We start from the raw sequence: 15,059 nt of genomic DNA, 5'->3' as shown, positions 1-15,059 counted from the left end.
GCAATGCTTTGCTGCGGCAGTCCCCTTCGTCTTTTGACAGCCCCTCAATACTACCCGAACAAATAGACCGTTCCCGCCGCAAAGCCGCTGCCCAGACACGATCCGATCAATACATCCGTCGGGTAATGCAGCGCCAGATACATGCGCGAAAAACCGATCAGGATCGCATACGGCAACAGTACTCCCCCGCAGAGTGACGAATGAAACATAAATGTGACGGCGATGGAAAAGGCCGCTGTCGTATGCCCTGACGGAAAAGAGTAATCCGTTAGGGGATTGGGAAAAGTATGCAAATGGGCCAGCCGCAAATAGGGACGGATTCGGGGCATCAATTTTTTAAAAAATTGAACAACCACATGGCTGCCGATCAGTGCGATAAAACCTTCAAGCGCCCACGACTTGACAGTGCGCGGCATGAACATGTACCAGAACATCAAAAAACCGATAGTCGCGGTCGGACCGGCCAAATGGGTAACCCGGGGCATCAACCAATCAAACAGACGGCATTTCCACTGACAATTAACCAGCTGGATCAAAAACTGATCCGATCGAATCAACCAAGAAGCCAGATTTTTCAACAGCCTCACCTCTGCCCGTGCAAGACGTGACATTTTTGTATAATACCATGATAACTTATGAAATGAAAGAGATAGTAAATAAGGTGTTAATCATATTCGAACGATTAACACCCCGGGTCTCCTGTCATTTATTTGTCGAAAATTTTATCCAATATTTCCCGGCGCTCCTGCACGGTGTAGCCATTCCAGAACCATTCGCCGTAAAGCAGCAGATCCAGGTGCAAATGAACCCCCTGGTCATTGCCTTTGACACCGTCGCTCGTTCCGGAATTGCCGGCATAGCCGATCAGTTGGCCTGCTTTGATCGTCTGCCCTGCTTTGATCCCCGGAGCAATCCGGCTCAAGTGCACAAAACGGGCCATTACCCCTTTGCCGTACTGCACCCAGACCTGCCGGCCGCGCATCTTGTCCAAAATATAGGCCGGTGTCTGCCCATCGCTTTGGCTGGCCACAGCCAACAACCGGTTGCGCTCTGCAGGCGTCATCTCCTGATAATCAACATCGGCTCTGACCACAACTCCATCGGCCAGGGAATAAACCGGAGTCCGTTTGCTGATCGTAACGCCTGTTCCATAAGTATACCAGTCTAAGCCCTCATGTACCCCGTGACGATAAGTACGGGGCGCACCGGGAAGATGCGAATCGTGCGTGCTCACATGCGCTCCGCGAATCGGGCTTCTGAGAAATGACAGATAACGGGCTATTTCCCGGGCCGACATTTTGGGCAAATTTCGCTTGGGGGCAAAAACCGGAATCGACGCAGGATTCACTTGCCATTCCGCGGTTTTGCCGATCACAACCACTTGCTGTTGCAAAACCCGGTCCATGAAGGAAAGAGGCACAAGGGCATTTCCGTTCTGAATGACAGGAGCTTGTTCCATCGGTTCAAAGATTCCGTTGCAATTCAAAACCGGGATTCCCTGCACCATCGATAATGTATCAGACTGATGCCGGATGGTAATTGTGCCGTCACGCGCATCCACCTTTACCTGAAAGCCGAGGCGGTCGGCGATTTCCCCGAGATTTACGAACAAGGTGTCATCGCGTGCAACCGTCGGCAATTCTTCCTGATTTGATAGTTCGCTGAAAAGCGAAATTTGATCGAACGAGCGGTTTTGAGAAAAAATTTCTCCTGAATCGGAAAGATTTTGGCTATTTTGATGATCGTAGGACAATGGTTTAACATCGTTAATTCCCCAGATCAAGGCAAATTCGCTTAACCAGCCGCGATTGCTCGGCGGCATAAACACAATTGCCGAGATCAGACAAAACATCATCAATACCAGTGACGTTTTTTTCATCTTCATCTCCTACAGCATCTTGGAAGCAATGATATGCGAAGAAAGCACTCCTTGTCCGGAGTGCCTGATGTTACGCTTTCATTATTTTAAAATTCGGCTACCCTGCGGTCAAGTTGCAAAGCAAAAATCAGGACAACAACCGCTCCACCTTGGCAATATTCTCAGCAAGGCCTGATGCCGTTTCCCGGTACAGATCCAAATCTTCCGGTGCAGATGAAGCGCCCAGCAAAGTATCATAATAATTCTCCGCATCCAAAATGGCCTTTTCTTTCCATTCCGCTTCTTTTTTCTGCCACTCCTCCAGGTAATATCCGGTCAGCAACCGCTTTTGCTCGTCCAAAAAAGCGGCAATTGCCGGTTCCAGCACCTGTTCCATCTCCTCCCGCATTTTCTCCTTCTCATTTTTCTCAAAAAAGGTTTTGGCATTTTTGAAGCAGGAGATCGCCTTTTTAAAAGAAGCAAGCGAAAGCTCCGCGAGCGGCTCCGGGAAATCGGGTGATGGATACGAGCTTTCCCGCTCCGGCACCAAAGGAATTTCACCGTTCACAGCCAGGCAGTTGTTTGTCAGATTCGCCATAAATGCATCTTGCCGGTCGTTTAACCATCGTTCCATGCGCAAGGAAGTGGCCCTGAGCTCCTGCAGCAAATCGCGGCGCATAAAATCGACCATCTGGAGCACACAGGCACGGAGTTTTTGTTTGATCTGCCCGTCATCGCTTCTCAGAACCGACGGGTTGAAGATCTCCGGAAACTCGTCGCGGTATCGGTAAAACAGACGTTGTTTGACATAATAAAGCAGTTCATTCACTTCCTGCCCCAAGGCATGGGCCAACGCTTGATCCCTGCTGTTTTGAATGATTCTCCGCACCCGGTCCCGTTCGTCAGCCAACTCCCCTTTCCGCTTTTCCATCGCTTCGCGGCCCGCTTCGGCGGTTTGCAGCAGATGGCGGAGAAAGCGGGAACCACGCCGCAACTCTTCGGTCAAACCGCGAATCGACACCACCCGCAGTTCATCCAGAATAAAAGAGGAAAATCGCTGTTCAAACCGCTCCATCTGCGGATCCTGACGCCCGCCCGCTTTTTCCGCCAGCGCCCGTAAGCTGGACAGTGAAAAGAGACGGGGTTCCCGAATTCCATAACCCGAAAGTTGCCTGCGGATATAGTCCTCCACCTGTGCCAGTTCCTCCCGCGAAGCGGCCAGATCGGCGGCATTAATGATAAAAAACATCTTGTCCAGGGAAAAAACATCTTTAACCCGCCCCAGCTGAATTAAAAACTCACGATCCGCCTTGGAAAAGGGATGATTGTAATAAGTCACATACAAAAGCGCATCGGCACTTTTGATATACTGAAAAGCAACATCCGTATGGCGGGCATGCATTGAATCGGCTCCGGGCGTGTCAACGAGGGTAATTCCCTGTCTGGCCAGTGGTGAATCGTAATAAAGATCCACCGACTCTACAAAGCAGGATTTGGTTTCCCTGGCAACAAATTCTTCAATCGCGTCCGCCTTGACCGTCAGTGTGCCGCCCAGGTGCTCTTTCATCGTGGAAAATCCGTCCCTCACCGCCTGGAGAAAAGGCAAAGTCGTCTTTTGCCCCGTCTGGAAGGCAGACTCGTCCAGCAGCGTTCCGATGCGTGCAACCGCTTCTTCCAGCGTTCGCACCTCCTGCTGTACCAATTTGTACACTTGCCGCAAATCATCCAATAAACGCTCGCCCGTCTTAAAGGTAATCACGGCCTGTCCATGCGGATGCCTGCCCGTCGGGGGACAAATCCGGTTAATCGTCGCCGTGGTCGGGTGGGGGGAAACCGACAGTACCGGCTTTCCGATCAAGGCATTGGCAAAAGATGACTTTCCGGCACTGAAAGCCCCGAACAAGGCGACTGTATACTGCCGGCGTTCAAGTCGCTCCCGCTTCCGGGCCAGGTCTCTCACGATCGCTGTTAATCCCGGAATCCTCTTCATTTGCTCTTCCGCTGCATGTACTTGAGCGAGCACGCTGTCCATCCGATGAGCGGTCGCCCGTTCCTTTCCCTTTCCTGATTCTCTCTCTCCGGGCAACTCATTCGTCTCAGTCACCTCTTCGCGCTGCGGCAGGAAGCGCTCATTTCGCATTACAACTTGTTCCTCCAACGCTTCTCGGGGAATTTCAACCATACCGGGTTCGGTATCCCCGCGGATCAACTTCAAAAGGCGCTCCTCCTCCTGTCTGTGCTCCTCCTTGATCCGCCTGATTTCCGATAAAGCGTTTTCCCACTCGGCCAGTTGCCTCATCCGCCGCTCCAGCTGCTGCAACCGCTCCGCAAACCGCTGCTCCAGTTCCTCCTTAACCGACCCGAACCAGGAACGTGCGGCCTGGCGATAAAACTGTTTCAGCTTATTTGCCAAATCATCGGTATAAGTCAAGACATAGTTCCCGCCAAACCCCGCCCCGGGCTTGATCGTCTGCGCAAGCAGCGGGGCATCGAGATGAACGCGAAAAGAGTAAATTCTCTCTCCCCGATCTTCAGTATACAGGTGATGCTCTTTCAAAAATTGCACCACATATTGCTTTACATGAAGATCAAGCTGTGTCTCAACCGTCTGCCCGAGTTTTTCGAGAAAAGCAAGCGTCCGCCGCTCTTTTTCCTTCTCCGTTTTCCCTTTGGAGAAGAAAAAGCCGACTTTAAAGGAGGTGAGCTGCGTCTCCAGATATTGTTCAGCCAGAGCGCGCACTTCATAGGGCATCAGGTAGGCATTTTGCAATACCGCCTCCAGCCCCTGATCAAATGAGCGCTCGATCGACTGTTTTTCTTCTTTCAACTGAACCATTTCTTTTCGCCGCTCTTGCGCTTCCGCTTCCGGCGATCCTTCCGGCCCATCGGGCTGCACCTGCTTGGCTGCCAATTTTTCCAGCTGTTCCCGATCCCTTTCTTCCAAAAATCGCATATGCTCTTTCAGCAATTGTTCCGCTTCAATTCGAATCGTTTGGTCAAACTGTTCAAACCTCCGTCCGATCAGTTCCCCGATCCGTTTTTTCAATTCGGCAAACTGGTTATGAGGATGGAGGGGATCACGCATGCTCGTGTAAAAAACCCCTTCCGGGTTCACACCCCAATCGGCAAACGACTGTTGCACATTTTGGCAGAAGACGGAAAAGGACAGTTCCTCTTCCCGGTGTTTATCGATTTGGTTGATGATCAGATAAACGCGCTTTCGGCGGCGGATTAACTGTTTGATAAACTCCAGGTTCCCTTCCGCTTGCACATGGTTATAATCCATTACATAAAAAATCACGTCCGCCAGGTGCAACGAAGAGCGGGTGGCGCGTTCGTGAGCCGTATCCGTCGAGTCGATGCCCGGTGTATCCATCAGCGCCACTTTGGCCGGCAAGCGGTTGGTTTGACGCTGGATGTGCACGGCTAAAATCTCTTCGCCGTTTTTGCACAAATCTTTCAGCTCTTGATCAGTGTAAGTCCCATCGTATGCATGAATTCGCCCATCGCTCAGAAACAGTTTGACCCGGTTCTCACCCGCCGTGATTTTCACCACGTTGGCACTGGTGGGAATCGGACTGGTCGGAAGCAGATCTTCTCCGAGCAAATGATTGAGCAAAGTGGATTTGCCGGCGGAAAAATGGCCGCAAAAAGCGATCGACCATTCCCCTTGCACCGTTTTTCGCAGCAAATCGATGCCCTTCAACCGTCTTTCTTCATCTCCGCTCCGCTCAAACTCCCGCTCCAGCCGGGCCAATCGCTGTGCCCATTCTCTGTGTGCTGTTTCAATCATTCCCTGAATACTCCTTTTGTGGCAATGTTCCGGATTGATAACCCTCTCCGTTTATACCGAAACGGCAGGACTCGCATTTTCAGTCTATGGCAGCGTCAGTCAGCTCATCGGGGCTTCATTGAAAGTGGATCATAGCCGGATCGCGGTGTTCCCTCCCCCGATTTGCTTAATTTATTTTCACCCTCCGGCTGTATTTGACAAAACACAGGTGTTTTCTGTCGTTTCTATCTTAATACAGATCGGGAAGTTAATGAAGGGTTGCGCGGTTCTCGATATAATTAACAGAAGGAAAATTCCCACAAAAAGGTGTGATGTTGGATGGCCACATGGATTGCCACGTTATCTCTTCTGCTTAACGGGATCATCCTCTGTCTCTTTTTATTCCGGCAGCATAACTCCGCCAAAAGTGATTGGCAGCAGATCGAAGAGCAACTGCGCCTGCTGCTGCTGGCACAGGAAAAAACTGAAAAGACATTGCGCGAAGAAATGGGATACCACCGGCAGGAAGCCAATCATGCCGCTCTCGAAAACCGCAAAGAATTGCAACAGTCTTTTTCCCTGTTGACCAAATCGACGCTCACTACCATTCAAGATGTCGCATCCGGGCAGAAAAACCTGCTTGATTCCTTTTCCCGTCAACTTCGCGATCTCACCGCCATGAACGAACAGAAGCTGGAGCAGTTACGAAACAAAGTGGAGGAGAAACTGGCGCAAATTCAGACGGAGAACCAGAAAAAACTGGAAGAAATGAGACAGACCGTCGATGAAAAATTGCACGCCACCTTGGAACAAAGGCTCGGAGAATCGTTCAAACTGGTAAGTGACCGATTGGAGCGCGTACATAAAAGTTTGGGAGAAATGCAGCATCTGGCGGCCGGGGTTGACGACCTGAAAAAAGTGTTGTCCAACGTGAAAAGCCGCGGTGTTCTGGGGGAAATCCAACTGGAAAACATCCTGGAACAGCTGTTGACCCAGGACCAATATGAAAAAAATGCCGTGATCAAGAAAAACAGCAAAGAACATGTGGAATTCGCCATTAAACTGCCGGCCAAACAGGAAGGCTCTCCTCCCGTCTTGCTGCCGATTGATTCCAAGTTTCCGCTGGAGGATTATGAGCGCTTGCTTCAAGCCCAGGAAGCAGGAAATCCGGAGCTGATCAATGAGGCGGGAAAACAGCTGGAACAGCGCATTAAGCAGGAAGCAAAAAAAATAAGCGACAAATACATTTATCCGCCGGTCACCACTGATTTCGCCATTTTATTTCTCCCCCTCGAAGGGTTGTATGCCGAAATCCTGCGGAGGCCCGGATTGTGGGAAACGGTACAGCGGCAGTTTAAAGTGGCGATTGTCGGGCCGACAACCCTGTCCGCTTTTTTAAACAGCTTGCAGATGGGTTTCCGCACACTGGCCATTGAAAAACACACCACCGAAGCCTGGCGCTGGCTTGGCATTATGAAAACGGATCTGCTCAAATTCGGCAACTATTTGGAAAAGGCGCAACGCAAACTGGATGAAGCCAGCAAAACGATCGGTCAGGCGACAAAGCAAACGGAAACGATGAAGAAAAAGCTGGACCGGGTGGAGAACTTGCCCAGCCTCGATTCAGCTTCTCTGTCCGCATTGCCGGATGGCCCCGGCGGAGAATAGGGAAAAAGCCCCCGGCCTTTGCAGGATCGGGGGTATTTCTCATTAATGGAGAAGCAACTTCACCCAATTCCCGACAGCGATCCCGGCATAGTTTCCAATCGCATAGCCGAGCAACCCCATCAACACGCCCGGTGTGATCAGTGAAACCCACCGTTTGGATGAGGCCAGCGCCAGAGCGGTGGAAGGTCCGCCAACAGTAGCCTGGCTCGCCACAGCTAGCACTTCGACATCAATTTTGAACCATTTGCCAAAGCCAAAGACGATGAAGGCATGAATCCCTACCAATATCACCAGGAACAAAAAGACAACCGGCCCTTTGTCAACCAGAGTGCTGAGAATGGTTCCCGCGCCCATCGTGGCAAAGAAAAAATGCAATAAAAAATTGCCCCACTCTGCTCCTCCGTTTACCCTGTTCATCGGTGTAAACAGGGTGATCAGAATGGCAAAAGTCGTATACCAGATAACCGATGGAATTTCAAATCCGATCCCTTTGTTGATAATGGGCGCCAGCCAGTCGGATACAGCCACAACCACAAAAGCGACTGCAGCCAGGATAACCATGTCGTAAATGGAAATTTCCTTCTTTTTCTGATAATCTTCTTCCGCTTTCTCCACATGGCGGCCCGGCTGGTAAACGGAGGAATAATATTTGCGCAACAAACTCGGCAGAATCGCCGTCGCCACCATCCACAGATTTGTCATGATATTATCGGCCGCCGCACCTGTCGCATACATCGACTGGGAAGTATGAAACGCTGCCCCCACGGCTGCATAATTGACTCCGCCGCCAATATAACTGGCACAAAATTGCCCGGCAATCTTCCACGCTTCCGCCCCGATGCCATCCGCTGTCACCCAAACGCCGATGATCGCCCCGACCGCGGTTCCCAAAGAAGCCAAAGCAAACGAAATCAACGCCGGTTTTCCCATATGGCGCAAACTTTTCAGATCAGCGGATATCAAGAGCAAGACGATGGAGAGCGGGACGCAATAATCATTGGCAAATTGATAAACCGGATTTAAATCGTCCGGATTTTGGGCAATCGACGGAGGAATAATGCCGAGATTTACCAAAATCGCCCCTCCGGAAATCACCAAAATCGCGGTTCCCAAGTAGGAAAAAAAGCGAAAACATCGATCCAGCCAGAAGGAGATCGCGATTAAAACGGCAAGAACTGCGGCTACCCCTGCCGGATTCATGATCAGGGCTGTTTTTGTCACAAGTACTCCTCCCTGGTGCAAATTTTTATACAATTCTATAATAGAAGTGCAATTTTTACAAATAAAACAGAAGGCCATTTGACTGGCCTTCCTTTCCCCTGCTGCTTTTTTCAGTTCCAAACCCATTTTTGCTCAACCAGCCGGGCACTTTCTTCCAACCGGCTATATACCTGTGCCTCCGAGTCGCCGCATACTACCAGCGTAATCGCATAATCGACGCTGGTATGCGCACCGGTAAAATATTGTCCGGGTCTGGCCAACACCCGATATTCCGTCACCCAGTCCGGAAAATCCTCCCGCCGTGGCGCCAGGCGAAAAACCCCGTGTTTGGGCGGAATCCCGATAAAACCAAACTGGGTTTTCGGCCCTTCCCGTCTGGCGACACGCTCGGGAACATCAACGCTTAACCCGCATTGCGCCTGTATGGAAAGCTTGGTCAGATCCACATCAAATGCTTGCCGGTATTCTTCACAAATGCGCGATCCGCCCGTGCGGCAGGCGATCTCACACAAAACCAGTTCATCCTGCGGTGTATGGAAAACTTCGGCATGAAAAGTGGTATGAGTCGGGGTGGGCAAAGTTCGCAAAACCGAGGAAACATAAGATTGCAAACGGGCTGTCAAGGGGTTTTCTGGAGATAAAAGATAACTTCCCAAATATTTTCCTTCCTGAAAAGCCAAACAATGATTCAGATACTTTGAAGGCCAGATGAGCTTGATCTGTCCATTCAGTACCAATCCGTCAATATGATACATTTCCCCTTCGATATATTCCTCCACTTCCAGGTGCGGGCTTAATCCATGGGCCAGGTACTCCATCGTATCCTGATCCGAATCCAAAACCGTCGTGTTGCGAGAACCCATTCCGTCAACCGGTTTAACGACCACCGGATATCCCTGCTCTTCAATAAATTCGTAAAGATCGACGACAGAATCAACGCGCTGGAAAGCCGGGACGCGAATTCGGGCCGCACTCAGGATCTCTTTCATCTTCACCTTATCGCGAAAGGCAATCGCGCTTTGCAAAGATTGGCCTTCTAAGCCAAAATAATGGCGAACATAGGCTGCGCGCAAAATATCCCTCTCCGCCGTCGCGATCACCCGTCTGTAAGGTGACTGCTTGTACAATTGCAAAGCCGTAAACTCGACGGAATTGTTAAAATCATAACGATCGAAAGCAAATACCTGTTTAAAGCCGTGAAAATCCTTGCCTAGCTGATCTGACGTCAATAAAAACAAATCTTCGTTCAGGTCCTCCAACCACTTTTCATAAGGAGCATCATAATAAGGCAGACGATTAAAAATTAAAATGCTCAAGGAACTTCCCCCTTTTTGGTATCAGAAGATCTTCGGTGAGAGTCGGGAAGTAAATCCATCCGTCCGAAATCCGGCGGCTGACCGGTCGTGCCTTTCCGTCTGAGAGGACCTCACATTCCAGTTCAAAAAAGTTGTTCTTTTTAATATTATAAAATACATAATTTTGTGTCAATAAAATCATTAATAATCAATAATTTTTATCATCCCGGATATTCCATTAAAGATGGGCATTTCCACAACGATTTCCATTAAAAAAAATCAGCCTCATTTATTATAAAATTTACAAAATGCCGATTTCTTTTTTAACAAATGAAAAAGCCGAAATCAGCATGAACAGACAGTCGAACAAAAACTGCGCCGGCTAAACCGCGGTCGAAACAAGGGGATTTCCGGGCAGCCAGCTTCCATCCAAAACGAAGAAAACATGGAATGTGCCATTAGGCCCGCTTTCGGATCGACCCTGCCATGATTTCAAATCAAGACTATGGCCTCTACCTTATTCCCTCCCATTTGACAAGCAGTTTTTTATGAATTTTTTATGACAATGTCTCTTCTGGCAGGTATTATTCTCTGCAACATATAATTAATTTATTGTAATATGTTTTTATTTATAAATAACCAAGGAGGCAAATCGCCCCGGAAAAGAGGAAAAGCATGCCTGCATTATTGATCATGTTTATCCTGTGCGTTTTGCTCATTTTGCTCATCCCCTACTACGAAAAGATCGGAAATTGGGTAATCAGAGTTCTGACCCCCAAAAGCAAACAGGATGAGAACCATCCTGATAAACCGGAAGAGCAATAGAAATGAAATCGAAAAAACTAGATTGAGGTGGAAGAAAATGACCCCGATTGTTCGCGGAAGTGGAAAAAAGCGATGGATTGGCTTTATTGCAGTGCTGATCGGGATGTCCTTTCTGCTTATCCTGATCGCCAATTGCACAGCCGTCGTTGAACCAGGTTATAAAGGAGTGGTATTCAGCCTGAATGGCGGCCTGAAACAAACAGTGCTTGACCAGGGACTGCGATTCCACTGGCCTTGGGAGAGCGTGACCCAGTACCCGGTCTCCACGGAAACCGTCTACCTGACCAAAAATCCGCATGAAGGAGAAACAAGGGATGGATCCATAGATGTCAATACCTCGGACGGCAAATCCGTCAACGTGGATGTCGTTTATTCGTATCATATGGAGCCGGATAAATTGCCGCATATCTTCACCAAATTCCGCCGGCGCGAGGCCCCGGATATCGAAGACACCTATATGAAAATCCAACTCAAAACGGTAATGCAATCGGTCACGACCAAATACAGCGTCCTCGGCGTCTACTCCGAACATCGCGAGGAAGTGACGAAAGAAATTGAAAAAAACCTCGGCGATATTCTTAAAAAAGACGGAATTATCCTGGAAAGCTTCTCCCTGTCGGATGTGCGGATCGATTCCAACACGCTGAAAACGATCCAGGCCATCGCTGATGCGCAAAACCGCCAGGAATATTTGAAACGGGAAGAAGCCAATAAAAAACAGGAAGTGATCAATAACAAAATTGAAGCCGAAGGCAAGAAACAAGTGGCGATCATCCAGGCACAGGGACAGGCCGAGGCCAACCGCATTCTGGAACAATCGCTCACTCCGGCCATTGTCCAGTACGAATGGATCAAGAAATGGGATGGCAAAATGCCGACCGTCCAAGGCGGCGCAAGCCCGCTCATCCAGATCCCTTCTGCGGCCGGCGAGAAAAAATAGTCCGTTTGCCCCGCTTTATTGGCGGGGTTTATTTTCTTTTCCGCAGGATCCGGAACATCGCCAAAACCACCTTGGCGAGACAATCCGGCAGAGGATTGCCCCCTGCCATCTCATCCCAAAAGCCGGACGGCCTTTTTAAACACAGGAAAATTCACCAACCTCCCGATAAAATTGATCCCGAAGCTGAATAATGCTTGCGTTCTTGATATCCTCCATTTCCTGTGTTTTCAGCCAGTTGTAAAACTGTATGTGAAGAGGAGTATAGAGACGCCCGTGATCAATCTTGCGCCCATGCTTGTGTGCCATCGCCTCTTTCACTCCTCTCATCTGTTTCCAGAAGAGATAATAAGGGAGCTTTAACTTGGTCATAAATCCTTTGGCGTCTTCAATGACATAACCCTCTTCTTCAATGGAATAGTCGGAAGTGATTTTTTTGTACCAGGAGTAGAAGTCGAGCCAGCTGTCAAAAGTGGTGACCAATTCCTTCGTCGGAATATGAAAGGTCTGACCAAGCTCTTTTACTTCATGAAAAGGCAATTTGTTATAAGCAGGAGTACGATAAACAACATCAAGCAAAATCAACTGATCTCTGTCATACTTGATGATGTGAGGATCTTTTTCGGGAAGAATCACTTCAAATACAAAGCTGAACCCCTCTTTCAGCTTTTCTTCCATACTTTTGATTGTTTCGTCATTGCATGTTTGATAAAAAAGCTCTTTAAACCATTCGGCAAATGGCCCTCTCAGCTCGGATTTGGACGAAAAAACCAATTGCCCCGCTTCCGAATCATATCCCAACATTCCCAAATAGCCGTTTGGCTTTGTATAAACGGAAACGGGAAACTGCAGAGTTTCTGCCAAACGGGCCAGCTTTGTTTCCGGCCTCTCATTGATATTGAAAAATTTATTGTAGGATCGATTGACGATCTCTTTTGTCTTTTTGTTGATAAAAAGACCGCGCGCTCTCACATTCACTGTATCCCAAGCGGCCTTCTGAAAAGCCTTTCTTGAAAAGTTGTAAGAGTAAATGTTCTCTGCCACTTGTTTTTCCTGAATCAATTTGTGATTCGTCATGTATTCCAACAATGTTTCAACGGTCAGCTTATTTTCTTGAAGAGACTCAGGAATATGTTTTTCTTGTTTAAGATAGTTGTTATTTTTTATTTCAATGGGATGAAATCCGTCTGGAGTCAATGTCACTACACGAAGATGACCACCATGCTCAACTTGTCCTTCCAGATTGAAAGATCGAATGGCAGCAGAAACAGGCAGACGATACAAGTTCCGATGCCCGTGAATTTGATAAAATTGCTTCCCGGTATTCCGATCCCAGATCTCATCAATATCCAAATCGAAAGTTCCGGCTCCGTCAATGATCTGCTCAGCAGATATAAACATTAAATTCCCTGGCAAAGCCGACAGACCACCATGGGTGACCAATACCGTTTTATCATGATAAGTATAATAAGCGAGGACGCGTAAACGACGGTAGAACAGACGAAGATCTTTCTTGCTGATGCCGGCTTTTTCGAGATCGGGAAGGGTTCTTTCTTTGAATTCTTTGGATCCGATTTCTTCCCCGTTTGCATAGGACCAGATATAACGTTCATGATTCCCTTCGATCAGAATGACGTTTGGCTGGTTGTATATCTCCAGCATCAGCTTCATCACTTCCGCGTTTTGAGGGCCACGGTCCAAAAAGTCGCCTAAAAAGATATAAAGCTCATCTTCTTTCAGGCCATTTTTGAGATATTCCGCCAAAGCATCATAGCACCCGTGAATATCGCCAATATGGTGAATTTTCCTCCATTTGGAAAAGTCAAGAGGCTTAAACCGGATAAAGTCATCAAAATCCGCAGGCTGAACGACTTGTACCCACCCGGGAACAGATAGCTGCTGATAGCGTTCATATATCTTCATGATTTGAAGCTCGGGAACACGTTTGTAAACAGGCCGTTCTAAATTTTGGCGCAACAAAATATCCAACGGAACCTTGGAGAAATCCACAACGGCACAACGATATCGATACTTTTGACAAAGCTCCTTGTATTGATTAATGGCAGAAGCTGTCGAATGCGTGGCATCCACAATGGTAAAGTCCCCACGCTTCATCCTTTCTTCCAATACCCGGAACAGGAACTCCCATACAACTTTATCATTTGCCGATGTGATCTGGGTTACGCCATCTTTGGTAAGAACCGGATTCTGATACATAACACGAATGGTATCAGGTGACAACGTGTATGGTTCAAGTCCTTTTTCTTTTATAAATGTACTTTTTCCGGCTCCCGGAGCCCCCATCATGAGCACTAATTGCCGCATCGATTATTCTCCTATCGATTGATGTAAATGAGTGATAAGAAAAAACGTCCAAATCTATATTAAACCCTTTTCCCATCCAACGAAAGCGGCTTTGTGCTCCTGTGAATCCTCTTCATTTCGTCTCCTTTTCACCCCGTATTCTCCCCCAAATAAAACCTGTGCGCACCTGTGCATCTAATGTTGTTGAACACCGGATCATTTATCTGAAACAATGGAACGGCTCCAACCACGATTTCCTTGATAATTCAACAGGCATGCCCCGGTGTTTTGTAAGAAAAAATGTAAATAGTTCTTTACATCTATACATCTTGGGGTTATATTCAAAATGTAAACAATGTTTTACATTTCAGGTGATTTTATGGTTACCAATCGTATTCTGGAGTTAAGGAAGAAAAAGCAAATATCTCAACTCAAGTTGGCACAAGATCTCGGTATTACCAGGCAAACGGTTCATGCGATTGAAAAAAATAAGTACAATCCCAGTTTAGAGCTGGCACTTCGTATTGCTAAATACTTTAACAAACAAGTTGAAGAGATATTTTGGTTAAAGGAGGATCAAAGATGAAAACAATTATTTTTTTGGGGGTCTCCTTGGTGTATTCTTTGCTTTTTTTATCGTCAGTCTTGTCAAACAACAATTTAACTGGGGTATTTTAACAGGTCTTCTAGCCGGGCTTATTGCGGCTGAGCTTTATCGATACTTCCGCTTTACACGAACAAACTCCCCCGAACTTGATGAAAGAGTACGATTTCTAATGGGGAAATCTCAAAAATAATTTTGACTCTATCCTATTTTCTGTTTTTTGCCTATATGGTTGTGAAAAAGTATATTTATCATGAAACAATGATACAAATTGACTACTTATTGGTTTATGTAGTTAGTACATTTTTTATTTGTTCTTTAATAACATTGTTCATAAAGAGAAACTGACCAGCGTTTTACCAAAACAATGTTTGCTTAATAAATACGAAAGATAGATCAAGTCCAAAATTATGTGTAAATTTCCACGGTCAGAAAAAGTCGGCGTTCAACTGATGCGTGTGACTTTTGGCTGAGGGTTTTCTTTGGATTTTCGCCACTCCAAGTACTCGGTCATGTCCAAGTACTTTCTACCACTGGCCCATTTTTCGTCCACTTCCATCAGTAGTGCTCCCAGC

At 47.6% G+C, this 15,059-nt stretch carries 10 protein-coding genes and 1 pseudogene; 4 read left to right on the top strand and 7 right to left on the bottom strand.

The window, feature by feature from the left end; translation table 11 throughout:
• Positions 1–50: 50 nt before the first annotated feature.
• The 3 genes from I8U19_RS07870 to I8U19_RS07860 all read right to left on the bottom strand — a co-directional run bounded on the left by I8U19_RS07870 (position 51) and on the right by I8U19_RS07860 (position 5,651).
• Positions 51–578, bottom strand: a complete 528-nt coding sequence (locus I8U19_RS07870) for a phosphatase PAP2 family protein (protein WP_033100204.1) — start codon at positions 576–578, stop codon at positions 51–53.
• 128 nt (positions 579–706) lie between these two features.
• Positions 707–1,879 carry a M23 family metallopeptidase gene (locus tag I8U19_RS07865; protein ID WP_198055631.1) on the bottom strand — a complete coding sequence of 391 codons (1,173 nt, stop codon included), beginning with the start codon at positions 1,877–1,879 and terminating at the stop codon, positions 707–709.
• Between the two features lie 127 nt (positions 1,880–2,006).
• A complete protein-coding gene (locus tag I8U19_RS07860; RefSeq protein WP_198055630.1) occupies positions 2,007–5,651 on the bottom strand; it encodes a dynamin family protein in 3,645 nt (1,214 codons plus the stop codon).
• Positions 5,652–5,969: 318 nt separating this feature from the next.
• Here I8U19_RS07860 and I8U19_RS07855 point away from each other — a divergent pair, with 318 nt between their 5' ends.
• Positions 5,970–7,298, top strand: a complete 1,329-nt coding sequence (locus I8U19_RS07855) for a DNA recombination protein RmuC (protein ID WP_033100203.1) — start codon at positions 5,970–5,972, stop codon at positions 7,296–7,298.
• 42 nt (positions 7,299–7,340) lie between these two features.
• Here I8U19_RS07855 and I8U19_RS07850 read toward each other — a convergent pair whose 3' ends face one another.
• Complete coding sequence (locus I8U19_RS07850; RefSeq protein WP_198055629.1) at positions 7,341–8,519, bottom strand: DUF819 family protein; 1,179 nt, start codon at positions 8,517–8,519, stop codon at positions 7,341–7,343.
• A 110-nt stretch (positions 8,520–8,629) separates the two neighbouring features.
• Entirely contained in the window at positions 8,630–9,835 is a 1,206-nt protein-coding gene (locus tag I8U19_RS07845; RefSeq protein ID WP_033100201.1) for an ATP-grasp domain-containing protein, read from the bottom strand.
• Positions 9,836–10,489: 654 nt separating this feature from the next.
• On the opposite strand from I8U19_RS07845, the gene I8U19_RS07840 reads away from it, so the two are divergent.
• Together I8U19_RS07840 and I8U19_RS07835 are read left to right on the top strand one after the other, a co-directional pair.
• A complete protein-coding gene (locus tag I8U19_RS07840; RefSeq protein WP_198055628.1) occupies positions 10,490–10,639 on the top strand; it encodes a hypothetical protein in 150 nt (49 codons plus the stop codon).
• A gap of 37 nt (positions 10,640–10,676) precedes the next feature.
• Positions 10,677–11,579 (top strand): prohibitin family protein, encoded by a 903-nt coding sequence (locus tag I8U19_RS07835; protein WP_198055627.1) that lies wholly within the window; start codon positions 10,677–10,679, stop codon positions 11,577–11,579.
• A gap of 135 nt (positions 11,580–11,714) precedes the next feature.
• On the opposite strand, the gene I8U19_RS07830 is transcribed toward I8U19_RS07835, so the two are convergent.
• Positions 11,715–13,901 (bottom strand): RNA ligase, encoded by a 2,187-nt coding sequence (locus I8U19_RS07830; RefSeq protein WP_198055626.1) that lies wholly within the window; start codon positions 13,899–13,901, stop codon positions 11,715–11,717.
• 358 nt (positions 13,902–14,259) lie between these two features.
• On the opposite strand from I8U19_RS07830, the gene I8U19_RS07825 reads away from it, so the two are divergent.
• Positions 14,260–14,466: a helix-turn-helix transcriptional regulator gene (locus tag I8U19_RS07825; protein WP_033100198.1), complete on the top strand. Its 207-nt coding sequence runs from the start codon at positions 14,260–14,262 to the stop codon at positions 14,464–14,466.
• A gap of 463 nt (positions 14,467–14,929) precedes the next feature.
• On the opposite strand, the pseudogene I8U19_RS17255 reads toward I8U19_RS07825, so the two are convergent.
• Positions 14,930–15,059 (bottom strand): annotated as a pseudogene (locus I8U19_RS17255) (IS256 family transposase); the annotation flags it as partial.

The sequence above is a fragment of the Thermoactinomyces sp. CICC 10523 genome (assembly GCF_016055105.1).
Lineage (GTDB): Bacteria > Bacillota > Bacilli > Thermoactinomycetales > Thermoactinomycetaceae > Thermoactinomyces_A > Thermoactinomyces_A daqus.
Note: the sequence above shows the minus strand (reverse complement) of the source record. Positions and strands in the feature narration are given on the sequence as shown.